The sequence below is a fragment of the Sulfitobacter sp. 1A12056 genome, from assembly GCF_043558125.1.
GTDB lineage: Bacteria > Pseudomonadota > Alphaproteobacteria > Rhodobacterales > Rhodobacteraceae > Sulfitobacter > Sulfitobacter faviae.
Genome location: NZ_JBIFFY010000001.1, coordinates 521,212 through 541,982, shown reverse-complemented (window position 1 = coordinate 541,982; position 20,771 = coordinate 521,212). Strand labels below are relative to the sequence as shown.

General features: G+C 62.5%; 21 protein-coding genes. 7 read left to right on the top strand and 14 right to left on the bottom strand.

Features of this window, described 5'->3' with window-relative positions:
- Nucleotides 1-25: 25 nt before the first annotated feature.
- The 3 genes from ACGYLD_RS02665 to ACGYLD_RS02655 are packed head-to-tail and all read right to left on the bottom strand — an operon-like array spanning nt 26 to nt 3,410.
- Complete coding sequence (locus tag ACGYLD_RS02665; RefSeq protein WP_394401020.1) at nt 26-1,378, bottom strand: cytochrome P450; 1,353 nt, start codon at nt 1,376-1,378, stop codon at nt 26-28.
- Nucleotides 1,375-2,604: a hypothetical protein gene (locus ACGYLD_RS02660; RefSeq protein ID WP_271691338.1), complete on the bottom strand. Its 1,230-nt coding sequence runs from the start codon at nt 2,602-2,604 to the stop codon at nt 1,375-1,377. Before ACGYLD_RS02660 ends, ACGYLD_RS02665 begins: the two co-directional genes overlap by 4 nt.
- A gap of 53 nt (nt 2,605-2,657) precedes the next feature.
- Entirely contained in the window at nt 2,658-3,410 is a 753-nt protein-coding gene (locus tag ACGYLD_RS02655) for a cytochrome c biogenesis CcdA family protein (protein WP_271687236.1), read from the bottom strand.
- 91 nt (nt 3,411-3,501) lie between these two features.
- On the opposite strand from ACGYLD_RS02655, the gene ACGYLD_RS02650 reads away from it, so the two are divergent.
- Nucleotides 3,502-3,729, top strand: a complete 228-nt coding sequence (locus ACGYLD_RS02650; protein ID WP_067266668.1) for a sulfurtransferase TusA family protein — start codon at nt 3,502-3,504, stop codon at nt 3,727-3,729.
- A gap of 89 nt (nt 3,730-3,818) precedes the next feature.
- Here the strand turns inward: ACGYLD_RS02650 and ACGYLD_RS02645 are convergent, their stop codons facing one another.
- Entirely contained in the window at nt 3,819-6,725 is a 2,907-nt protein-coding gene (locus tag ACGYLD_RS02645; protein WP_394401017.1) for an Rne/Rng family ribonuclease, read from the bottom strand.
- A 548-nt stretch (nt 6,726-7,273) separates the two neighbouring features.
- Between ACGYLD_RS02645 and ACGYLD_RS02640 the strand changes: the two genes are divergently transcribed.
- Entirely contained in the window at nt 7,274-7,564 is a 291-nt protein-coding gene (locus tag ACGYLD_RS02640) for a hypothetical protein (RefSeq protein ID WP_271691341.1), read from the top strand.
- A gap of 23 nt (nt 7,565-7,587) precedes the next feature.
- On the opposite strand, the gene ACGYLD_RS02635 is transcribed toward ACGYLD_RS02640, so the two are convergent.
- Genes ACGYLD_RS02635 through purC form a run of 5 tightly spaced genes read right to left on the bottom strand, consistent with a single transcriptional unit; the run spans nt 7,588 to nt 12,432 of the window.
- Complete coding sequence (locus tag ACGYLD_RS02635; RefSeq protein ID WP_067266663.1) at nt 7,588-8,922, bottom strand: sigma-54 dependent transcriptional regulator; 1,335 nt, start codon at nt 8,920-8,922, stop codon at nt 7,588-7,590.
- Between the two features lie 4 nt (nt 8,923-8,926).
- Nucleotides 8,927-10,687, bottom strand: a complete 1,761-nt coding sequence (locus ACGYLD_RS02630; protein ID WP_271691343.1) for an ATP-binding protein — start codon at nt 10,685-10,687, stop codon at nt 8,927-8,929.
- Between the two features lie 36 nt (nt 10,688-10,723).
- Nucleotides 10,724-11,392 (bottom strand): phosphoribosylformylglycinamidine synthase subunit PurQ, encoded by a 669-nt coding sequence (purQ, locus tag ACGYLD_RS02625; RefSeq protein WP_271691344.1) that lies wholly within the window; start codon nt 11,390-11,392, stop codon nt 10,724-10,726.
- A complete protein-coding gene (purS, locus tag ACGYLD_RS02620; RefSeq protein WP_067266658.1) occupies nt 11,392-11,622 on the bottom strand; it encodes a phosphoribosylformylglycinamidine synthase subunit PurS in 231 nt (76 codons plus the stop codon). Before purS ends, purQ begins: the two co-directional genes overlap by 1 nt.
- A gap of 48 nt (nt 11,623-11,670) precedes the next feature.
- Nucleotides 11,671-12,432 carry a phosphoribosylaminoimidazolesuccinocarboxamide synthase gene (gene purC, locus ACGYLD_RS02615; RefSeq protein WP_067266657.1) on the bottom strand — a complete coding sequence of 254 codons (762 nt, stop codon included), beginning with the start codon at nt 12,430-12,432 and terminating at the stop codon, nt 11,671-11,673.
- 167 nt (nt 12,433-12,599) lie between these two features.
- Between purC and ACGYLD_RS02610 the strand changes: the two genes are divergently transcribed.
- Together ACGYLD_RS02610 and bmt are read left to right on the top strand one after the other, a co-directional pair.
- On the top strand, nt 12,600-12,917 hold the full coding sequence (locus ACGYLD_RS02610; protein WP_209217756.1) for a DUF1476 domain-containing protein: 318 nt from the start codon (nt 12,600-12,602) through the stop codon (nt 12,915-12,917).
- A 134-nt stretch (nt 12,918-13,051) separates the two neighbouring features.
- Nucleotides 13,052-14,065 (top strand): betaine--homocysteine S-methyltransferase, encoded by a 1,014-nt coding sequence (gene bmt / locus ACGYLD_RS02605; RefSeq protein WP_271691345.1) that lies wholly within the window; start codon nt 13,052-13,054, stop codon nt 14,063-14,065.
- A 3-nt stretch (nt 14,066-14,068) separates the two neighbouring features.
- On the opposite strand, the gene ACGYLD_RS02600 is transcribed toward bmt, so the two are convergent.
- Nucleotides 14,069-15,145: a PA0069 family radical SAM protein gene (locus ACGYLD_RS02600; protein WP_394401013.1), complete on the bottom strand. Its 1,077-nt coding sequence runs from the start codon at nt 15,143-15,145 to the stop codon at nt 14,069-14,071.
- Between the two features lie 201 nt (nt 15,146-15,346).
- Between ACGYLD_RS02600 and ACGYLD_RS02595 the strand changes: the two genes are divergently transcribed.
- Together ACGYLD_RS02595 and ACGYLD_RS02590 are read left to right on the top strand one after the other, a co-directional pair.
- Entirely contained in the window at nt 15,347-16,045 is a 699-nt protein-coding gene (locus ACGYLD_RS02595; protein ID WP_067266651.1) for a B12-binding domain-containing protein, read from the top strand.
- 55 nt (nt 16,046-16,100) lie between these two features.
- Nucleotides 16,101-16,745 carry a DUF1638 domain-containing protein gene (locus ACGYLD_RS02590; protein ID WP_271691349.1) on the top strand — a complete coding sequence of 215 codons (645 nt, stop codon included), beginning with the start codon at nt 16,101-16,103 and terminating at the stop codon, nt 16,743-16,745.
- Between the two features lie 3 nt (nt 16,746-16,748).
- On the opposite strand, the gene ACGYLD_RS02585 is transcribed toward ACGYLD_RS02590, so the two are convergent.
- Nucleotides 16,749-17,159, bottom strand: coding sequence for a SufE family protein (locus tag ACGYLD_RS02585; RefSeq protein WP_067266648.1), 411 nt, complete (start codon nt 17,157-17,159; stop codon nt 16,749-16,751).
- A gap of 126 nt (nt 17,160-17,285) precedes the next feature.
- Here ACGYLD_RS02585 and ACGYLD_RS02580 point away from each other — a divergent pair, with 126 nt between their 5' ends.
- Nucleotides 17,286-17,804: a hypothetical protein gene (locus tag ACGYLD_RS02580; RefSeq protein WP_271691350.1), complete on the top strand. Its 519-nt coding sequence runs from the start codon at nt 17,286-17,288 to the stop codon at nt 17,802-17,804.
- Between the two features lie 58 nt (nt 17,805-17,862).
- Here ACGYLD_RS02580 and rnd read toward each other — a convergent pair whose 3' ends face one another.
- From rnd to purM, 3 genes are all read right to left on the bottom strand, one after another.
- Nucleotides 17,863-19,020: a ribonuclease D gene (gene rnd / locus ACGYLD_RS02575; protein WP_271691351.1), complete on the bottom strand. Its 1,158-nt coding sequence runs from the start codon at nt 19,018-19,020 to the stop codon at nt 17,863-17,865.
- A gap of 79 nt (nt 19,021-19,099) precedes the next feature.
- Entirely contained in the window at nt 19,100-19,696 is a 597-nt protein-coding gene (gene purN, locus ACGYLD_RS02570) for a phosphoribosylglycinamide formyltransferase (RefSeq protein ID WP_271691352.1), read from the bottom strand.
- Entirely contained in the window at nt 19,693-20,739 is a 1,047-nt protein-coding gene (gene purM, locus ACGYLD_RS02565; RefSeq protein WP_271693825.1) for a phosphoribosylformylglycinamidine cyclo-ligase, read from the bottom strand. Before purM ends, purN begins: the two co-directional genes overlap by 4 nt.
- Between the last annotated feature and the right edge of the window lie 32 nt (nt 20,740-20,771).

Here is a 20,771-nt window from a genome sequence, read left to right as displayed (position 1 = left end):
TGAAACGCAAAGCCGATGATAGCAGCTAGCGTCTTGATAGCGCTAACCAAATGCCCTTATCTGAACGGACGGTCAAATGTGCGACAGGCACTGGCACGCGGTCCGGTTGGGCCGTCACGCGGAAGTCGCGCAGGATGCGCGACAGGATCAGCGGCCCTTCGACCATGGCAAAGCCCGCCCCGGTGCAGACCCGCGGCCCGGCGGAGAATGGGATGAAAGCGTCGCGCTGGCACTGTTTGCCATTCTTGGTCTGCCAGCGGGACGGGTCAAAGCCGTCGGGGTTGTCCCAGAGCCGTTCGTGGCGGTGCAGATGCCACGGGCTGAGCACCAGTTGCGCGCCCTGTTTCACCTGTCGGTCACGGAAGTGTTCGGGGCAGCTGTTCTCGCGCACCATCATCGGCACCGGCGGGTAAAGGCGCAGCGTCTCGCGAAAAACATCGCGGCTGAGCTTGAGTTTCGACATCACCGCGAAATCGCAGGTCTCAAGCGCCTGCGCCTCTTCCGCCAACCGCTCTTGCCACGCGGGATGGGTGGCCATCAAATACAGCGCCCATGCAAGGGCCGAGGCGCTGGTCTCATGCCCCGCAAGAAAGAAGATCGCGACCTGGTCGACCATTTCTTCGGTGTCGAAGCGCTCTCCGGTTTCGGGATCGGCTTGGGTCATAATCTTGGTGGCAAGATCATCGGGCGCGGTGCCCGCCTCGATCTGCGCGATGCGCGCGCGGGTCAGATCGGTGATCAGCGCCCTGATCCGCGCCGCGCTGGCCCGCGTGTCGCGGCGAAACAGGCGCGGCACCCAGCGCGGCAGCGGCAAAAGCGCCCCGAGGTTCAGGATTGGCTGGCTACGCTGGTAATTGCGAAACTCGTCAAAAACCGCGCGGGCGACCTCATGTTCAATCGGCAGCGAAAACAGCGTGCGAAAGATCACATCGGCGGCGGCGTGGCTTGTCTCAGCCTCGATCTCGACCACCTGGCCCGCCTTGGGCTCCAGCCGTGCCGCAGCCGCCTCTGCCGCGTCCCACATGGCGGGAAAGGTCTCACGCAGGCGCCCGCCCTCGAAGGCCGGGTCGATGATGCGGCGCTGGCGTTTCCATGTCTCGCCATTGGTCAGAAAGACAGAGTTGCCCAAGAGGGGCCGCAGCCCCTCGCCGATACGGTCGGACTTGGGGAAATCCTCGGGCCGGTCCTTCAACACGGTTTTCACCAGTTCGGGCTGGTTCATCAGGTAGCTGCGAAAAAACGGCGTTTTGAACTCAGCCATCCACGCCCGATAGAGCCGCGCGGGCTGGGCCGAGAGGATGTCGGCGCGAAACAGTTTGGCATAGCGCCAGAGCGACACGCGGTCGGGGCGCGCGGGGGGTTTGGGCGGATGGCTCATGCAGCGACAGAGGTGTATTTGCTGACCGCGTGGTCGATCCGCGATTTCGATGCGGGCCGCCCGTCATAGCGCGCGGCGAGTGTCTGCGGCCCGGCGGTGATCTGGAAATAATCATAGTCACGTGGACGGTCGAAGGCACAAAGATACTGGAAATGCAGCCGGAAGAAGCGCCAGCGCAGCGCCTTCCAACGCGCGGGGCTAAGCGTTTGCGTGAAGGCGGCGGAGAAGACCAGCGGCCAGCGTTTCCCTTCGGGCGCGACACCAGACACCGACACCGGATCGCAAAGCGCAAAGGCGCAGCCATCGCCCGGGGCGGTGACATCGACCCAGGCCAATTCATCTCGCGCCGAGAGATAGCGCAGATCGCCGCGCAACCGCTCGGCCCGGGGCAGGAAAGACACCATTGGCACCACCTGCCCCAGCGTGAGGAAACCCAGAGCAGGCCCGCCCTCGGTCACCCTGCCCGACCGGATCAGATCGGCCAGTACCGAAACCCCCAGATGCGCGCCCGAGGAATGGCCGACGACCAAGACCTCGTCGATATCATCGGTCAGCGCGGTGGCGATGGCATCGGCAAAGGTCGCCATCCGGGCCTCAAGCTGCGGCGGATTCGCGCCCTTGGTGGCGGCGGAATAGGCGTAATCATGCATGAGGTAATAGGCGAAAAACTTGCCGTCCTTCTTTTTGAACCAGCGCAGCAGGGCAATGCCCAACCCCATGCCCAGTGCCGCGAAGGCGAGCCGCGCGGCCCAATGATCGCTGAGCATGCCGAGAAGGCCATAGGTCAACAGGCCAAGCGCCACCGCCAACAGCGCCTGCGCGATTAACATGCCAACGGGGTAGAGTGCGGCGATCACCGGCCCCTTGCGCAGCCGCATGAGCCGCCAGAGCGCGCCCGACCCGATGTAGACCCAAGCCGTGCGCAGCAATTGCCAATAGGTCGCGGGGATCGAACTGCTCATGCTTTCGCGCACGATGTCGGACCAGACCAGAACCTCGACCTGCGCGCTCACCCGCTGCCCGTCGATCTCAGCATCCACCTGCCAGCCGTAATTGCCGCGGCCCGCCTTCGGATTCAGCCCGATCTCATAGCCCGAGATCGCCGCCTGCGCGGCGCTTTCCTTGCGGTACAGCTCGCGGTAGCGGCGCGGGTGAATCGGATCGTAGCCGGGGATGTAGAACACCCGGCGCGTTTTCACCGTCTTTCCCTGCGCTTTGCTTACCATGCCCGCCCTCTTCTTCGGCATAGTCTAGCCGTAATTCGGGGCGAGAATAAGGCTTAACCCACAGTTGCGAGGATCGGGAAGGTTTCTAGCAGCCAGAAGGAGAAGGCGGTGAATGCACCGGTCAGCAAGGCCAGCCCGACGAGCACAAGAAGCCCCCCCATGATCCGCTCAATCAGCTTCATATGCGGTTTGATGCGGTTCATCAGCGTCATTGCGCGGGTGATAAACATCGCGGCCAGCAGGAACGGGATCCCCAGCCCTGCCGCATAGACGCCCAGCAAAAGCGTACCGCGAGAGACGGAAGCCTCGCTCGCCGCGAGCGACAGGATCGCGCCAAGCTGCGGGCCGATACAGGGCGTCCAACCAAAGGCGAAGGCCAGCCCTAGAACATAGGCGCCAAAGCTGGAACCGCCCTTATCGCCCGCGTCCAACCGCGCCTCTTGGTCCAGAAAGGGAATGCGGAAGAGGCCGATGAAATGCAGGCCAAAGACAATGATCACCACGCCGGAGATCTTGGCGAAAAGCGCCTGATTCTGGAGAAAGAACATCCCAAAGGCCGAGGCGGTGAAGCCCAAGAGCACGAAGACGGTGCTTAGCCCCAGGACGAAGAACAGCGCCGCCACCACCGCCCGCCGTCGCGCGCTGGATTGGCTCGACATGTCATTGATCGACACGCCCCCCATATAGGCCAGATAGGGCGGCACGATGGGCAGCACGCAGGGCGACAGGAAACTGAAAATCCCGGCGACAAGGGCGATGGTCATGGCCGGCAGGATCCCGGCGTCGAGGAGGCTTATTTCAAACATGACCGACTCCTAGACCGACATGGCCCCGGCGTCACCTGTCATATTGTCACAAGATCGTGGACCTCGGGACCGGCTTGGCTTAACTGATCTTATGAAGATCGAAAAACTGGATGCCACGGGGCTTCTCTGCCCCCTGCCCGTGCTGAAAGCACGCAAACGACTGGCCGCGCTGGCGCCGGGCGATCAGCTTCACATGACGGCGGATGACCCCGCCGCCGTGATCGACGTGCCGCATTTCTGTGCCGAGGCGGGCCATCAACTGACCGAAACCCGGACCGAGGGCGCGGCAGAGCTTTACATCATCACCAAGGGCGGCTGAGCGGGCGCGGTCGCGCCGTCTTTCTTACCCTATAGCCAAACTGAAAACGGCGGGCCTGAGAGCCCGCCGTTTTCTTTATCTAGAGCACTTTAGCTGCCCAGCGACCACCAGCCGCGCCGTTTGGGCTTGGGCTTTTCGGCGGGCTGCTCTTCGACCTTTTCGGCCACTGGCTCAGGAGCGGTTTCGGCAGCGGGTGCCTCGGCCTCGACCGGCTGCGGCGCGGGGTCGGGCTGCGGCTCAGGCTGAGGCGCTTCCGCGACGGGCGTCGCCGTCTCCGGTGACGGGGCCGCGATGGGCGCTTCACTCGGCAGGGCTTCGGCCATTGCATCGGGCGTGGCTTCGGCGACCGGCTCGACCGGCTTGGCCTTGGCCCGGCTGCGGCGCTTGGGCTTCGGCGCGGGTGCGGCCTCTTCCTCACTTGCCACGGCGTCTGCGCTCACGGTCTCTTCCGCCGCGTCGGCTGCGGGTTTCTTGGTCCGACGGCTACGCTTGGCCTTGGGCTTGGGGGGCTCCTCCCCTTCGGCCTCGGCGCTGACCTTCGGCGCTTCGCCTTCTGCGGCGGCAAGGGCTTCGGGCGCGGGTTCCGCTTCGGGAGCGATTTCGGCCTTAGGCTTGCGCGAGCGGCTGCGGGATTTCGGCTTGGGCTTCTCCTCGGCGGCGGGCGCGGCTTCCGCTTCGGCCTGCGGGGCTTCTGCCTCTACCGGCGCGGTTTTCTCGCCCTCGTCCGATTTCGCCTCGTCCTGCTGCTGAGCACCGTTTTGATCCTCTGCACCGTTCTGCTGATCGCCATTGCCATTGCGGCCACGGCCACCCCGGCTGCGGCGACGGCGGCGGCGGCGCTTGGATTTGCCCTCACCCTCTTCACCGTTGCCATTGCCGTTCCCGTTCTCGGAGGGGCTGGCGTCCTGTGCGGCGGGGGCCTCTTCGGCCTCGGCGGCGCTCTCATCCTCGTCGATTTGATCCATGAGGGAAGTATCGACCGAGACGACGTGATCCGAGACGGGCGGCACGGTGCGCGTGGCCGTCTTGAACTTCTCGATGTGGAAGTCGGGGCTGACCAGCGACGGATCGCCTTCGATCCGCACGGACATGCCGTAGCGCATTTCAATATGGGCGATATGCTCGCGCTTTTGGTTCATCAGGAAGTTGGCGATGCCCACGGGCGCGCGCACCAGTACTTCGCGGGAGCGGCGGCGGGTGCCTTCTTCTTCGATCTGGCGGATGATCGACAGGGCGAGGTTATCGTCCGAGCGCACGAGGCCGGTGCCGTGGCAGGCGTGGCAAGGCTGGGTCGTCGCCTCGATCATGCCGGGGCGCAGGCGCTGGCGCGACATTTCCATCAGGCCGAAGCCCGAGATGCGGCCCACCTGAATGCGCGCGCGGTCGGTCTTGAGCCGGTCCTTCATGCGCTTTTCGACGGCGGCGTTGTTCTTGCGCTCGTCCATGTCGATGAAGTCGATCACGATGAGCCCGGCAAGGTCACGCAGACGCAGCTGGCGTGCGACCTCGTCGGCGGCTTCAAGGTTGGTCTTGAGCGCGGTCTGTTCGATCGAGCCTTCTTTGGTGGCCCGGCCCGAGTTCACGTCGATCGCCACCAGTGCTTCGGTCACGCCGATCACGATATAGCCGCCCGAGGGCAGTTGCACCGTGGGGTTGAACATGCCCGAGAGGTAGCTTTCCACCTGATAGCGGGCGAAGAGCGGCAGGCTCTCGTTGTAGAGCTTCACGTTCTTGGCGTGGGACGGCATGATCATTTTCATGAAGTCCTTGGCGATGCGGTAGCCGCGCTCGCCCTCGACGTGAATCTCGTCGATCTCGCGATTGTAGAGGTCGCGGATCGAGCGTTTGATCAGATCGCCTTCCTCGTAGATTTTGGCAGGCGCGATGGACTTCAGCGTCAACTCGCGGATCTGTTCCCAGAGACGCTGGAGGTATTCGTAATCGCGCTTGATCTCGGCCTTGGTGCGTTTCGCCCCGGCGGTGCGCACGATGAGGCCGGCACCTTTCGGCACCTCAATCTCGGTCGCGATTTCCTTGAGCTTCTTGCGGTCGGCAGCATTGGTGATCTTGCGGCTGATGCCGCCACCGCGGGCGGTGTTGGGCATTAGCACGCAGTAACGACCGGCGAGGCTGAGATAGGTGGTCAGCGCCGCACCCTTGTTGCCGCGCTCTTCCTTGACGACCTGCACCAGCAGGATCTGGCGGACCTTGATGACTTCTTGAATCTTGTAGCGGCGCGGGCGCGGTTTGCGCACGGGGCGGATGTCTTCGCTGTCGTCCTCATCGGCGACGGATTCGATGGAATCGTCCTTCGCCGTGGCATCGCTGCCTTTGTCCTCGCCATCGGCGTCTTCATCGTCGGCCTGCGCGTCACCCTTGGCGTCGGCATCCTCGGCCTTTGCCGCGTCATCCGCCTTGGCCGGGGCCGCGTCCTCGGCCTTGGCGATATCACCCTCCGCCGCATCATTCTCGGGCTCTTCAACCGGCGTCTCCGCGACCCGCTCCATGGGCGAACTGCCCTCTTCGCTGTCGAGATCGACGGTTTCCATGCCCGCGATCTGATCGCTGTTTTCCTCGGCGACCTCGGCGGTGGCTACGGCATCATCGCTGTTGGTCTCGGCCGCTTGGCTTTTCGACCGGCTACGCGACCGCGAGCGGGTCCGCTTGGGTTTTTCTTCTTCGTCATCCTTGGCGGCCTGCGCTTCGGCATAGGCGCGCTCTTCTTCCAGCAGCGCCTGACGGTCGGCCACGGGAATCTGGTAATAATCGGGGTGGATTTCCGAGAAAGCGAGGAAACCGTGACGGTTGCCGCCATAGTCGACAAAGGCCGCCTGAAGCGACGGTTCGACCCGTGTAACCTTGGCTAGATAGATATTGCCAGCAAGCTGGCGTTTGTTTTCCGATTCAAAATCGAATTCTTCGACCTTGTTTCCGTCCACGACCACGACCCGAGTTTCCTCGGCGTGGGTGGCATCGATAAGCATTTTCTTAGACATAGATCCATTATGCACAGCACCCGCGCACAAAATGCCCCTGGCGGGGCTTCGGGCTGGGAGGTGTGACTTGTCAGGGCGATGGAGGACGCGGCAACAGCAGGGCCACGAATGGCCCCCAACTGTCTGCTCTGAGCATCTGCGCGCGTCATCGCGGTTCTTCTCCGATGCGAGGGCTCTGCGGCCTCTCCCATCCATTAATTAGCTGTGCTTCGGTCGGGCTAACCCTCGCGAATATCAGCGGTTCTTCGGCCGTTTCCGGCCCAATCGGTCTGCTGGCCCCCCGGTGTCGGGCGGGCACGGCAGCGAAACTGTCAAAAGTCACCCCACGCCGGTCGGGCGTTACGGGACTTATCCGGCTAGTTAAGGGCTTTACGGGGTGAAACACAATGGTCAATCGAATGAGCAACAGTCAAATGCGCTTTATCCCCGGTCGGTTGACAAGGCGCATGGGCTTGGAAACATTCAGACTGTCACGGCGGCTGTCGCCGGGCGACACCATAGAATTGCCTTGCCGCCGATGCGGCCCAGAGTTTCAAAGGACCGCTTTCATGCCTAAATTTCTGCGCCCCGCGCTTTGTCTGACCCTTCTGGGCCTCGCCGCCTGTGATGAGATCGCCGTGGCCGACGACCCCGCAGCGCTGGCGGAATTGCGCGGGCAGAAAAGCTGTATCTCCGCGGTGGCCCAGCAAACCGGAGCGGCGGGGATTGCGATCAATACCACCCGTCCGGTGGTTGAGCTTTACCGCCATATCGTCGATGTGCCCGGCGCGGCGAGCTGGTCTTGCATCACCGATCCGAATGGCAAAGCGGTCGAGATCGCAGAGCAGCGCAACGGTTAAGCCGCGCTGCTTGTGGGGCGCGGTCAGAGGTAATCTGACCGCTGCAACCCGTATTTCGCCATCTTCTCATTCAACGTCCGTCGCGGCAGGCAAAGCTCGTCCATGACGCTGGCGATCGAGCCCTTGTGGCGGCGCATGGTGTTATCGATCAACATACGCTCAAAGGCTTCGACATATTCTTTCAGCGGCTTGCCCTCGGTGGTCATCACCGGCTGCATCTCATCATGGTCGCTCATCAACAGCGAGGCAATGGTGCCCGAGCCGCGGCGCGATTGCAGCACGGCGCGTTCGGCGACGTTGATGAGTTGCCGCACGTTGCCGGGCCAAGGCGCCTGCAACAGCTGTGCCGCCTCTTGCGCGCTGACCTGAGGCGCCTCGCAGCCGTATTCATCCGCGAATTGATCGCTCAACCGAGTAAAGAGCGTCAGAATATCCTCGCCCCGTTGGCGCAGCGGGGGCACGGTGATGCGCAGCGCCGCCAGACGATAAAACAGGTCCGAGCGCAGCGCGTCTTCCGACGTGCGCCCTGCCTCTTGCAGGTTCGAGATGGCGACGATCCGCGTCTCCGCCGGGGTGCCCTGCTCGTTGATCGCGCTTAGCAGCCGGGCTTGGAGTTGCTCAGAAAGCGCTTCGATATCCTCTAAGACCAAAGTGCCGCCGCGGGCTTCTTCGATGGCGGGCAGTTGCGCGTCTTCGGGCTGCATCGGGCCGAAAAGCCGTTTGGCCAGCGCTTCTTCCTCCAAGGCACCGCAGGAGACGAGCACGAATTTTTTGCCCGCACGCGAGCCTACGGCGTGCAGCGCATGGGCGACCAAAGTCTTGCCCGTCCCGGTCTCCCCATCGATCAGCACATGCCCATCGGCCTGCCCCAGATCGAGAATATCCTCGCGCAGGCGCTCCATCACCGGAGATTGGCCGATCAGCTTTTTCATCAACTGGCCGCCGTCCGACAGTTCACGCCGCAGGGCGCGGTTGTCCATGACCAGCCGCCGCGCGTTGGTGGCTTTCTTGGCCAACTCGCTCATCCGGTCGGGGTTGAAGGGCTTTTCGAGGAAATCGAACGCGCCCACCCGCATCGCCTCAACCGCCATCGGCACATCGCCATGGCCGGTGATCATGATGACCGGAAGGGCCGAGTCGCTGCCCATGAGTTTTTTCAAAAACTGCATCCCGTCCATGCCCGGCATCTTGATGTCGGAAATGACGATGCCCGGATAATCGGGCCCCAATGTCTTGAGCGCGTCCTCAGCGCTGCCGAAAGTTTCCGTGTCATAACCCGAAAGGGCCAGCCACTGGCTGATCGACTGCCGCATGTCCTGTTCGTCATCTACAATCGCGATTTTCATTGCCTGAGCCATGCGTTCACTCCGCCGCTTCTATCTTCGTTTCATCTGCCAATATGGGCAGCTGCATTTCAAATACAGCGCCACCGTTCTGTCCGTTGCGCGCCGTCAGCCTTCCACCGAGGTCGTTCACGATCCCCGATGAAATGGCAAGACCCAGCCCAACGCCATCGCCGGGCTGTTTGGTCGTGTAGAAAGGTTCGAACAGCGCGTCCAAGTCTTCGATCCCCGGGCCATTGTCGCGCACGGTCAATGTCGCCGTCTCCCCCGCTGATAATATAATGTCCACCTGAGGGTTTCGTTCCGATTTTGTTGCGTCCAATGCGTTTCTTAACAGGTTTACCATAACTTGTTCGATCCGCATACGGTCTCCCATCACCGTGACGGGATTATCGGGCAGAATACGGCTGATCTGGACCTGTCGTTGGCGCAGTTGCGGCTCCATCATCGACAGGGACGATGCCAGCGCTGCGCCCATGTCGACAGGAGAAAACGCCTCCTGCCCCTTGCGGGCATAGGATTTAAGCTGCCGCGTGATCGCGCCCATCCGCTCGATCAGGTCGTCGATACGGCCAAAGGACGACAGCGCCTCATCCTGCCGGTTGCGATTGAGCAACAACCGCGCGCCCGCCAGATAGGTCTTCATCGCGGCGAGCGGTTGGTTCAATTCATGGCTGACGGCGGCAGACATCTCGCCCAAGGCGGCGAGTTTCGATGACTGTTCAAGCGTTTGCTCGGCCACGGCGAGGGTCTGTTGCACGCGCTTTCGTTCGGCAATCTCACGTTGCAGGGCAAGGTTCAGCGCCCTGAGTTTTGCCGATTCCCGTTGGAAGATCGCCAGCCTTCCGGCCGTGCGGCGGCTGAGGAAGTAGAACGCCAAGGCCAGCAAAATCGCAAAACCCATGACCTCAAGCGCCAGCACGCCGTTCACCTTCTCGCGGACCGAGGCATAGGTGGTGTAGCTGCTCATCCGCCAGCCCCGGAACGGGATGCGGTTTTCCAGACGCATCACCGCTTCGCCCTGCAAATAGGCATCGGGCGGCAGCGCGGTCCAATCGGTGGTGGCTTGGATGGCGCGCTCAATGGCGCTTTGCGGCGTGTGGTTGGCCAAGGCTTCGGGTTCGGTCAGCCCGCGCCAGCGCGGCTCGGTGGCGAGGATGATCTGCCCGGTGCTGTCCATGACGATCACCGCGTCGGAAATCCCGGCCCATGCGCGCTCGAACTTCTGCAAGTCGACCTCGACCGCGATTACGCCAAGGGTCGTGCCGCCCGACTGCATGCGCCGCGAATAGAGGAAACGATAGCCGCCCTGCTCCCGCTCAATCGTCGAAAAGATTGTGGCGTTGGAGCGAATGGCGTCGACGAAATAAGGCTCGGATTTATGCGCAGAGCCCAAACGGTTGCGGTCGGTCGCCGCCACCGTGCGCCCGTCGATGTCATAAAGCATCAAGGAGGCCGCGCCGATCTCCTCCACGAAGGAGATAAGCCGTTGCGTCGATAGGGAATAATCCGCCGTTTGTAGCGCCCCGATCAAGGTTGGGTCGCGGGCCAAAAGCTGCGGCACGATGGCATTCTGGCGCAGTTCCGCCAGCAGGTTCCCGCTATAAAGCGCGATGCGCAGTTCGGCGCGGTTGCGGGTACTTTCGGTAAAACGGTCGGTCAGCAGCTTATTGGTGATCGAAATCGTCACCACAGCGAGGATCATCAGCGCCGCGATGGCGAACCGCACCCGCCAGGATACGGCCATGCTATTGCCTTCGGAACCGGATGTATCACTCATCGCGGCAACCTACGCGCTCCGCGCGCCGCACTCAAGTCAGGCGGTTTGCAAAGCACCGGTCAATGCGCGGAAGAGCGCCGCCCCATCCGTATTGCCATGCGCCGCTTCCGCCGCCCGCTCAGGGTGCGGCATCATGCCCAGCACCCGGCGGTTATCCGACAGGATGCCCGCGATGTCATCGCGCGCGCCGTTCGGGTTCTCGGCATAGCTGAAGGCCACGCGATCTTCGCCGCGCAGTTTCGCAATCGTCTCGTCATCCGCGAAATAGTTGCCGTCGTGGTGGGCGATCGGAATGTCGATGACCTGACCGGCAGTGTAGCCGCTGGTGTAATCGCTCGCCGTAGTCTCGACCTTGAGACCCACGGTCTTGCAGATGTATTTCAATCCCGCGTTCCGCAGCAGCGCGCCCGGCAGCAGGCCGGTTTCGGTCAGCACCTGAAAACCGTTGCAGATGCCCATCACATAGCCGCCACGCTCCGCATGGGCGGCCACTGTGCGGCAGATCGGCGAATTCGCGGCGATGGCCCCGCAGCGCAGGTAGTCGCCATAGGAGAACCCGCCGGGGATCCCCACGATATCAACGCCTTGCGGCAGTTCGCTGTCCTTGTGCCAGACCATGGAGACCTTGGCACCCGCGGCTTTGAAAGCCACGGCAAGGTCGCGGTCGCAATTGGACCCGGGAAAGACAACCACCGCTGCGTGCATCAGGCCAGCTCCACCGAATAGGATTCGATCACCGTATTGGCCAAGAGCTTTTCGCACATGGCGTTTACATCGGCCTCGGAGGTGCCTTCGGCGAGGTCAAGTTCGATCACCTTGCCCTGACGCACACCGTTCACCCCGTCAAAGCCCAAGGCTCCGAGCGCGTGGCGAACCGCTTCGCCCTGAGGGTCGAGCACCCCGTTCTTCAGCATCACATGCACCCGTGCTTTCATGGCGCGACACCCCTTTGTAACATCTGCAAATTGAACGGCGAAGCCGCGTTAGTTTATCAGCGTCGGCTTTGTCACCGGCGCGTTGTTCTTGGGCATGACGCCAAGGCGTTTGGCCACTTCGGTATACGCATCGGTGAGCGAACCCAGGTCGCGGCGGAACACGTCTTTATCGAGCTTCTGACCCGTTTCGATGTCCCACAGGCGGCAGCTGTCGGGGCTGATCTCATCGGCAACGATCAGACGCTGGAAATCACCGTCGTAAACGCGGCCAATCTCGATCTTGAAGTCCACCAGCTTAATGCCCACGGCCATCATCACGCCCGACATGAAGTCATTAACCCGCAGCGCAAGGCTCAGGATATCGTCCATGTCTTGCTGGCTGGCCCAGCCGAATGCGGCGATATGCTCTTCGGTGACCAGCGGATCGCCGAGCGAGTCGTCCTTGTAGCAATATTCAACGATCGGGCGTGGCAGCTGTGTGCCCTCTTCGATCCCCAACCGCTTGGACATGGAACCGGCGGCATAGTTGCGTACGATCACTTCCAGCGGAATGATCTCAACCTGCCGCACGAGCTGTTCGCGCATGTTCAGGCGTTTGATGAAATGCGTCGGCACGCCGATGCTGTTCAGCCCAGTCATAAAGAACTCGGACAGGCGGTTGTTCAACACGCCCTTGCCTTCGATCGTGGCTTTCTTCTCGGCGTTAAAGGCCGTGGCATCGTCTTTGAAATATTGAACGATCGTACCGGGCTCGGGACCTTCATAGAGGATCTTTGCCTTGCCTTCGTAGATCTTGTTGCGCCGGGCCATGGGCATCCTTTCCAACAGGGGGCCGGGAACATCCCCGCCGCTTGCGCTTCTCTTAGTGCAAGCACCCCGCTGCTGCAAGCATGGCCCGCCACCTTTGCCCCGCCACTTGCGAGAACGGGCCTGCGTTCGCATATCGATAGGGTAATCGCAGCAACCGGAGACCCGCCATGAGCAACTTTGACGACCGTGCAAATGCCTTTGAAAGCAAGTTCGCCCACGATGCGGATATGCAATTCCGCGCCGAGGCGCGGCGCAACAAGCTTCTGGGTCTCTGGGCTGCTGAACTTTTAGGCAAATCCGGCAGCGATGCCGAGGACTATGCCAAAGAGGTCGTGAAATCCGATTTCGAAGAGGCGGGCGACGAAGACGTTTATCGCAAAGTCTCGGGCGATCTGGGCGACCGCGCGGATGAGGCGACGATCCGCGGCAAGATGCAAAGCCTGATGGCCGAGGCCAAGGCGCAACTGCTGAGCGAGACAAGCTGACCCCCTGCGCTCCGGTCTTGGCACCGGGGCGCAGCCTTCCCGCCTGCCCTCATAATGAAGATGAATATTATGAGATTGCCCCCAGGTAGCCACCATGACATCAGGCGAAATTCTCAGACCTAACAGGAGCCCCCATGAGCAACGCATTCACCGATCTTCTCGCTGAAAAGGGCACATTGCTCGCCGATGGGGCCACGGGCACCAATCTGTTCAACATGGGGCTGATGTCGGGCGATGCGCCCGAATTGTGGAACACCGACGAGCCCGCAAAGATCACTAAGCTTTACCGTTTTGCGGTGGATTCGGGCAGTGATCTGTTCCTTACCAACTCCTTTGGTGCCAACGCCGCCCGCCTCAAGCTGCACGACGCGCAGGACCGCGTGCATGAGTTGAGCCGCGTCTCCGCCGAACTGGCGCGCGAAGTGGCCGATACCGCCGAACGCAAAGTGATCGTCGCAGGCTCCGTCGGCCCGACGGGCGAGATTATGGAGCCTGTGGGCACCCTGTCCCACTCCCTCGCCGTCGAGATGTTCCACGAGACCGCCGATGGGCTCAAGGCAGGTGGTGCCGATATCGGCTGGCTCGAGACGATCAGCGCCCCGGAAGAATACCGGGCCGCCGCCGAAGGCTTCCAGCTTGCCGGTCTGCCGTGGTGTGGCACGATGAGCTTTGACACTGCGGGCCGCACGATGATGGGGCTGACTTCTGAAGGGATGGTCGACTTGGTGCATGGGCTCGAAAACATGCCGCTGGCCTATGGTGCCAACTGCGGCACTGGCGCCTCTGACCTGCTACGCACCGTGCTTGGCTTTGCCGCGAAGAACGGCACGCTGCCGATCATCTCGAAAGGCAATGCAGGCATCCCGAAATACGTCGAAGGCCACATCCACTATGACGGCACGCCCGAGTTGATGGCGCGCTATGCGGTGATGGCCCGCAACGCAGGCGCAAGCATCATCGGCGGCTGTTGCGGCACCCTGCCTGAGCATCTGGTCGCCATGCGCGAGGCGCTTGACAGCACCGAAAAAGGCCCGGCCCCGACGTTGGAGCAGATCCGCGAAGAGATCGGCGATTTCTCTTCCGAAAGTGATGGCACCGATGGCCAAGGCCCCACCCGCGCGCCGCGCCGCGGGCGTCGCCGGGGCTGAGGCTCAGAACAAGCTCAATTGATCGCCCTTTTCGGAGGGCGGTCGATACAGATCACAGCGCAGCGGCACGCCAGACCGGGCCAGCCCCAAACGTTTCACCGCCAGATCAAAGCGTTGCGCCACCATCTGCGCATATGGCCCCTCACCCCGCATCCGCTTGTGCCAGCCCGCGTCATATTCCTTGCCCCCGTGCATATCGCGTAACCGCGCCATGATCCGCTCGGCCCGGTCCGGGTAATGGGTGGCGAGCCAGTCCTGCACCAGCGGCGACACCTCTCGCGGCAGGCGCAGCATGATCCAACTGGCGTGCCGCGCGCCCGCGTGGCGCCCGGCGGTGAGGATCGCCTCCAACTCCGGGTCGGTCAGCGCCGGGATCATCGGCGATGCCATGATCCGCACCGGAATCCCTGCTTCCGACAGCTTTCGGATCACCTGCAACCGCCGCCGCGGCGCGGGCGCGCGCGGCTCCATCAAGCGGCTCAGCTTTGCGTCCAGCGTGGTCACCGAAATGCCGACCGCCGCCAATCCGCGCCCTGCCATGTCGCTCAGAATGTCGATGTCGCGTTCGATCAGGCTGCCCTTTGTGACGATCGCCACCGGGTGATTGAACGCCGACAACACCTCAAGACACTCTCGCATGATGCCATGGGTCTTTTCGATCGGTTGATACGGATCGGTGTTGGTGCCGATGGCGATGGGCGCGACCTGATAGCGCTTCGACCGCAACTCCCGCGCCAGAACGTCCGGCGCTTCGGGGCGGGCGATCAACTGCGTCTCAAAATCCAGCCCCGGCGAAAGGCCGAGGTAGGCATGGCTGGGCCGCGCGAAACAATAAACGCAGCCGTGTTCACAGCCGCGATAGGGGTTGATCGAGCGGTCGAAAGGCAAATCCGGCGAGCGGTTGTAGGTGATCACCCGGCGCGGCACTTCGATACTGGTCTGGGTGCGCAGCACCGGAAACACCTCGTCGCGCGCCCAACCGTCATCTTCGGCGACGCGGGTATGACGCTCAAACCGGCCCGCATCATTGCTGCCTGCCGCGCGGCCAAGCACGCGGAATCGCTGGTCTTCCCTATCCATGAAAGAAGGTTAGAACATTGCACGAACATCGGCAAGTAACCTCGTGCAAACCCTTGTCCTTACACCGCAAAAAGCAGTAGTTTGCCCGCAAGGCGTCGCGCAAGGCGCGGCCGATGTCGCAAACCGCGACCCCGGCGCTAACATTCCGTGAGACAAGGGCTCAAGTGTCATGCACCTGCACGCCCAGCAGAAGGAAACACCATGTCGGAAGAAGACGATATCATCCTGGCCGAGTTGGACGACGAAGAACTGGTCCAGCAGATGTTCGATGACCTCTATGACGGTCTCAAGGAAGAGATCGAAGAAGGGGTGCAAATCCTGCTCGACCGCGGGTGGGAGCCCTATGAGATCCTGACCAAGGCGCTTGTCGGCGGGATGACCATCGTCGGCGCCGATTTCCGCGACGGGATCCTCTTCGTGCCCGAAGTGCTGCTGGCCGCCAATGCGATGAAGGGCGGCATGGCCATCCTCAAGCCGTTGCTTGCGGAAACCGGCGCGCCGCGCGTCGGCAAGATGGTGATCGGCACCGTCAAAGGCGACATTCACGACATCGGCAAGAACCTTGTTGGCATGATGATGGAAGGCGCGGGTTTCGAGGTCGTCGATCTGGGCATCAACAACGCGGTCGAAGCCTATCTCGAAGCGCTCGAAGCGGAAAAGGCCGATATCCTTGGCATGTCTGCCCTGCTGACCACGACCATGCCCTATATGAAAGTGGTGATCGACACGCTGGTCGAACAGGGCAAGCGCGACGACTATATTGTGCTAGTCGGTGGCGCGCCCCTGAACGAGGAATTCGGCAAGGCCATCGGTGCCGATGCCTACTGCCGGGATGCCGCCGTGGCGGTTGAAACCGCGAAAGACTGGATGGGCCGTCGACATAATTCGGCCAACGCCTGAGCGTTTCGCCCCTGCCCGCTTGGCTTGGGGCGCGGTGACATGCGATGGTATCGGCATGAATGACACCCCGCTGCCAGATGACCGGACCCTGACCCAAGACGGGCTCGCGCCCACCCGCGCGGGCCGTATCTTGCTGATCGCCTGCGGGGCGCTGGCGCGTGAGATTTTGGATCTGAAAGCCGCCAACGGTTGGACCCATCTGGATCTGACCTGTCTGCCCGCGAAATATCACCTCTACCCGGAAAAGATTACGCAGGCGGTGCGTGATACGGTCGCCAAACACCGTGCGGACTACGACGATTTCTTTGTTGTCTACGCCGATTGCGGCACGGGCGGCGGGCTGGAACGCGCCTGCGCAGAACTCGGCGTGCAAATGGTCGCCGGGCCGCATTGCTACAGCTTTTTCCAAGGCAACGAGAGCTTCGCCAAAACCGCCGAAGATGAGATCACCACCTTCTACCTCACCGATTTTCTGGTCCGGCAGTTCGACGCTTTCATCATCAAACCCATGGGCCTCGACCGGCATCCCGAGCTGCGCGACATGTATTTTGGTAACTATGAAAAACTGGTCTATCAGGCGCAGACTGACGACTCGGCGCTTACCGAAAAGGCGCGGGACTGCGCCGCTCGGCTTGGCCTTGCGTTCGAGCGGCGGTTCACGGGTTACGGTGATTTGGAGAGCGCTCTGCGCGCCCTTTAACCCTTACGCTTCCTGCGCGGCCGTCTCGCGCACACGCTCGATCATCGCGCGCAATCCGTTGGAACGCTGCGCCGAGAGGTGGTCGTTCAACCCCAGCCGCGCCAGTTCCGCCTTGGCATCGACGCCGCCCACTTCACTAGGTGTCAAGCCGTTGTAAAGCTTGCGTAAAACCGCGATCAACCCTGAGACGATCATCGCATCGCTGGCGCCGTCGAAATGCAGTTTCCCGCCCTCGAACTGTGCATGCAGCCAGACCTGAGAGGCGCAGCCATCGACCTTGGTCGCAGGGACGCGCAGCGGCTCAGGCAGCGGCTCCATCGCTTTGCCAAGGTCGATCACATGGCGATAACGGTCTTCCCAATCGTCCAAAAACTCGAAATCCTCGACCAGTTCTTCAAAGGCGGGCGTGGCCATCTGTGCACTCTCTTCGGGTGAATTCCATTGCCTGACAGGTAGGATGCCCATGGGCAAAGGTCCACCCCCTTCCCAAGGCTGGCGGGATGGGGTAGCACAAGGCAAGTAAACTTAACGGCGGTTCCCATGCGCAAGACAATCCTCGCTCTTTTGGCTTCGACCCTTTTGGTATCCGCCTGCGGCACGGTCCGTGACAGTCGCATCAATCCATTGAATTGGTTTGGCCCCGCCCGTTCGGTTGAGACCGCCCCGGCGGAGAGCACGAACCCCCTGATCCCGCAGCGCAGTGGGCTGTTCGCGCGGCGCGCGGTTGAGGTCGACACCTATGAGGGGCGCCCCTTTGAGCAGATCACCGATCTGACCATCGAGCCGGTGCCGGGCGGTGCGATTCTGCGCGCCACCGGGCTGGCGGCACGCCAAGGCATCTACAAAGTGCGCCTGACCCCCGCGACGCCGGATGAGATGCCCGTCGACGGTGTTCTGACCTATCGTTTGGAAGGGGTCCGGCCCGACAAGGCCACCCCGCAAGGCAGCCGCCCCACCCGCGAAGTGATTGCCGGGCGTCGCCTGACCGATCAGATGCTGGCCGGGGTGCGCGAGATTCGCGTCGAAGGGCAGCTGAACGCGCTGGTCTCTCGCCGCTAAGACGCCGCCTGCCCTCTATTGAGAAAGAGCCGCCCCTGATCGGGCGGCTCTTTTCGTTTCAGACTTTGACGGCCTTCACGTCATTTCCGTCAGCGGCCAAGGCGATCTTGCCCTCGCAGAGCAGTAGCGCATCGGCACCGAAGACCTCATGCCGCCAGCCGCGCAGCGCCTGCACGTCACGCTCCCCCGCCGAGAGCATGTCGAGATCGCTGGCCGAGGCGATGAGCTTGGCCGCAACGCCCGCGCTTTCGGTCTTGGCCTTGAGCAGCACCCGCAGAAGATCGGCTAGCGCCGGGTTCACCTGCAACTTGTCGCGCTTGCGGTCGGGCTGGGGCATGTCGGCAGGCTTGCAGGCCACACCTGCGGCCACAGCCTTCAGGATACCTTCGGCGATTTCGCCCTTGCGGGCCTCGCGCAGCAGCAGCCGGGCGCGGTTCAACTCTTCGCCATTCGAGGGCTTGAGGCTCGCCAATTCGACCAGCGCGTCATCCTTGAACACCCGGTTGCGCGGGATGTTGCGGCTGCGGGCGTAATCCTCACGGAAGGCCGCCAGCTCACGGACGATCGCCAGAAACTTGGGCGAATTGGTCCGGGTCTTGACCCGTTTCCACGCATCCTGCGGTTGGGTGACATAGGTGTCGGGGCTGAGCAGCGTTTCAAGCTCTTCGGCCACCCACCGCGCGCGCCCGGTCTGTTCAAGCTTGCGGGCCAGAAATTCGTAGATTTGGCGCAGATGGGTCACGTCGGCCAGCGCATAGGTCTTCTGCGCCTCGGTCAGCGGGCGGCGCGACCAATCGGTAAAGCGCGAGGTCTTGTCGAGCGACTGATGCGCGATTTTGCGCACCAAGGTCTCATAGCCCACCTGTTCCCCAAAGCCGCAGACCATCGCGGCGACTTGCGTGTCGAACAGCGGCTTGGGAAAGACCTTGGCATCGACATAGAAGATCTCAAGATCCTGCCGCGCGGCGTGGAAGACCTTGACCACCGACGTGTCGCGGAACAGATCGTACAGCGGCTCAAGCGAGATGCCATCGGCCAAGGGGTCGACCAATACGGCGTTGCTATCATCGGTGCCGGGCATGGCAAGCTGAACAAGGCAGAGTTTGGAATAATAGGTCCGCTCACGCAGGAATTCAGTGTCGACGGTCACGTAATCATGGCGCGCAGCCTCTTCACAGAATTGCGCGAGGTCGGCGGTCGTGGTGATGGTTTTCATATATGCTCTTTGACATGTTGCACGCCCGGTCATCGGGCTTTGCCAAAGAGGTACATCACGCGGGCGGGTTTGACCAGCGTCAGCCGGTGAGCAGGACCGGCTCCCGCTCACCAGCGGCGAAACGGCGCAGCACGGCGGGGTAAAGGCGGTGTTCCTGTACCAAGACCCGCTCGGCCAAACTCTCGGCCGTGTCGCTGGGTAGAACGGGGATGCGCGCCTGACCGAGGATCGGACCGTCATCGAGTGCGGCGGTCACCTCATGCACGGTGCAGCCATGTTCGGTATCGCCAGCCTCCAGCGCGCGGGCGTGGGTGTGCAGGCCGCGGTATTTCGGCAATAGCGAGGGGTGGATGTTGATCATCCGCCCCGCCCAAGCATCGGTGAACCCTTCGGTCAATTTGCGCATGAAACCGGCAAGGCAGATGATGTCGGGCGCATGAGCCTCAAGCGCAGCGCTGAGCGCCGCCTCAAAAGCCGGGCGGTCCTTGCCGAAGGGGCGGTGATCGACCACTTCGGTCGCGATCCCCTGCCCCTGCGCCCAAGCGATCCCGCCCGCATCCGCGTTGTTTGACAGCACCAGACAGGGGCGGCCTGCATGGTCACCGGTCATATCCTCGACCAGCGCCCGCATGTTAGAGCCGCCGCCCGAGACGAAAATCGCAACCCGCTTGGTCAAAGCAGCGCGCCAGAATAGGTGACGCCATTGCCAGTGGTGATGCGCCCGATCTCAATGGCGGCATGGCCATCCTCGGCAAAGGCGGCTTTGGCGGCCTCGACCTTATCGGCGGAAACCACGGCGACCATGCCGATCCCGGCGTTGAAGGTCTTGAGCATCTCGGCCTCGGCCATGTCCCCTTCGGCGGCCAGCCATTTGAACACCGGCGGGAGTTCCCATGCATTGAGGTCGATCTCAGCAGCCAGCCCCACGGGCAGGACGCGCGGCAGGTTCTCGGTCAGGCCACCGCCGGTGATATGCGCCAGCGCCGACACGGCATCGGCGCGCAGGGCGGCCACAGCGCCTTTGACGTAGAGCTTCGTTGGCGTCAGCAGCGCGCTGCCCAGATCACCCTCGCCCCATGGGCAATCATCACCCCAGCCCAGACCGCTTCGCTCGACGATCTTGCGCACGAGGCTGTAGCCGTTGGAATGCACCCCGTCGCTCGGCAGGCCCAAGAGCACGTCGCCCTCTTTCACATCGCGCGGCAGCTCGGTCCCCCGCTCCATCGCGCCGACCGAAAAACCGGCAAGGTCGAAATCGCCCGCGTGGTACATGCCCGGCATTTCAGCAGTCTCGCCCCCGATCAAGGCACAACCGGAATCGGCGCAGCCCTTGGCGATGCCTTCGATGATCCGCGCGGCACTGTCGAGTTCCAGTTTGCCGGTGGCGAAATAGTCGAGGAAGAAGAGCGGCTCGGCCCCCTGACAGACCAGATCGTTGACACACATGGCGACCAGATCGATGCCGATACTGTCGACATTGCCGGTGTCGATCGCGATGCGCAGCTTGGTGCCCACGCCATCGGTCGCCGCGACCAGCACCGGATCGGTGAAGCCTGCGCCCTTGAGATCGAACAGCGCGCCAAAGCCGCCGAGGCCGGACATGACACCGGGCCGCGCGGTGGATTTCGCCGCCGGTTTGATCCGCTCTACAAGCGCATTGCCTGCGTCAATATCCACGCCTGCTTCGGCGTAGGTGATTCCGTTGTCGGATTTTGTCATGGTCATGGCCCCCGGCGCGCATTTTCCCTTGC

What these genes read in the sequence shown, in the direction of transcription:
- ACGYLD_RS02665 (WP_394401020.1), bottom strand. Translation starts at nt 1,378, where the DNA reads ATGAGCCATCCGCCCAAACCCCCCGCGCGCCCCGACCGCGTGTCGCTC.
- ACGYLD_RS02660 (WP_271691338.1), bottom strand. Translation starts at nt 2,604, where the DNA reads ATGGTAAGCAAAGCGCAGGGAAAGACGGTGAAAACGCGCCGGGTGTTC.
- ACGYLD_RS02655 (WP_271687236.1), bottom strand. Translation starts at nt 3,410, where the DNA reads ATGTTTGAAATAAGCCTCCTCGACGCCGGGATCCTGCCGGCCATGACC.
- ACGYLD_RS02650 (WP_067266668.1), top strand. Translation starts at nt 3,502, where the DNA reads ATGAAGATCGAAAAACTGGATGCCACGGGGCTTCTCTGCCCCCTGCCC.
- ACGYLD_RS02645 (WP_394401017.1), bottom strand. Translation starts at nt 6,725, where the DNA reads ATGTCTAAGAAAATGCTTATCGATGCCACCCACGCCGAGGAAACTCGG.
- ACGYLD_RS02640 (WP_271691341.1), top strand. Translation starts at nt 7,274, where the DNA reads ATGCCTAAATTTCTGCGCCCCGCGCTTTGTCTGACCCTTCTGGGCCTC.
- ACGYLD_RS02635 (WP_067266663.1), bottom strand. Translation starts at nt 8,922, where the DNA reads ATGGCTCAGGCAATGAAAATCGCGATTGTAGATGACGAACAGGACATG.
- ACGYLD_RS02630 (WP_271691343.1), bottom strand. Translation starts at nt 10,687, where the DNA reads ATGAGTGATACATCCGGTTCCGAAGGCAATAGCATGGCCGTATCCTGG.
- purQ (WP_271691344.1), bottom strand. Translation starts at nt 11,392, where the DNA reads ATGCACGCAGCGGTGGTTGTCTTTCCCGGGTCCAATTGCGACCGCGAC.
- purS (WP_067266658.1), bottom strand. Translation starts at nt 11,622, where the DNA reads ATGAAAGCACGGGTGCATGTGATGCTGAAGAACGGGGTGCTCGACCCT.
- purC (WP_067266657.1), bottom strand. Translation starts at nt 12,432, where the DNA reads ATGGCCCGGCGCAACAAGATCTACGAAGGCAAGGCAAAGATCCTCTAT.
- ACGYLD_RS02610 (WP_209217756.1), top strand. Translation starts at nt 12,600, where the DNA reads ATGAGCAACTTTGACGACCGTGCAAATGCCTTTGAAAGCAAGTTCGCC.
- bmt (WP_271691345.1), top strand. Translation starts at nt 13,052, where the DNA reads ATGAGCAACGCATTCACCGATCTTCTCGCTGAAAAGGGCACATTGCTC.
- ACGYLD_RS02600 (WP_394401013.1), bottom strand. Translation starts at nt 15,145, where the DNA reads ATGGATAGGGAAGACCAGCGATTCCGCGTGCTTGGCCGCGCGGCAGGC.
- ACGYLD_RS02595 (WP_067266651.1), top strand. Translation starts at nt 15,347, where the DNA reads ATGTCGGAAGAAGACGATATCATCCTGGCCGAGTTGGACGACGAAGAA.
- ACGYLD_RS02590 (WP_271691349.1), top strand. Translation starts at nt 16,101, where the DNA reads ATGAATGACACCCCGCTGCCAGATGACCGGACCCTGACCCAAGACGGG.
- ACGYLD_RS02585 (WP_067266648.1), bottom strand. Translation starts at nt 17,159, where the DNA reads ATGGCCACGCCCGCCTTTGAAGAACTGGTCGAGGATTTCGAGTTTTTG.
- ACGYLD_RS02580 (WP_271691350.1), top strand. Translation starts at nt 17,286, where the DNA reads ATGCGCAAGACAATCCTCGCTCTTTTGGCTTCGACCCTTTTGGTATCC.
- rnd (WP_271691351.1), bottom strand. Translation starts at nt 19,020, where the DNA reads ATGAAAACCATCACCACGACCGCCGACCTCGCGCAATTCTGTGAAGAG.
- purM (WP_271693825.1), bottom strand. Translation starts at nt 20,739, where the DNA reads ATGACAAAATCCGACAACGGAATCACCTACGCCGAAGCAGGCGTGGAT.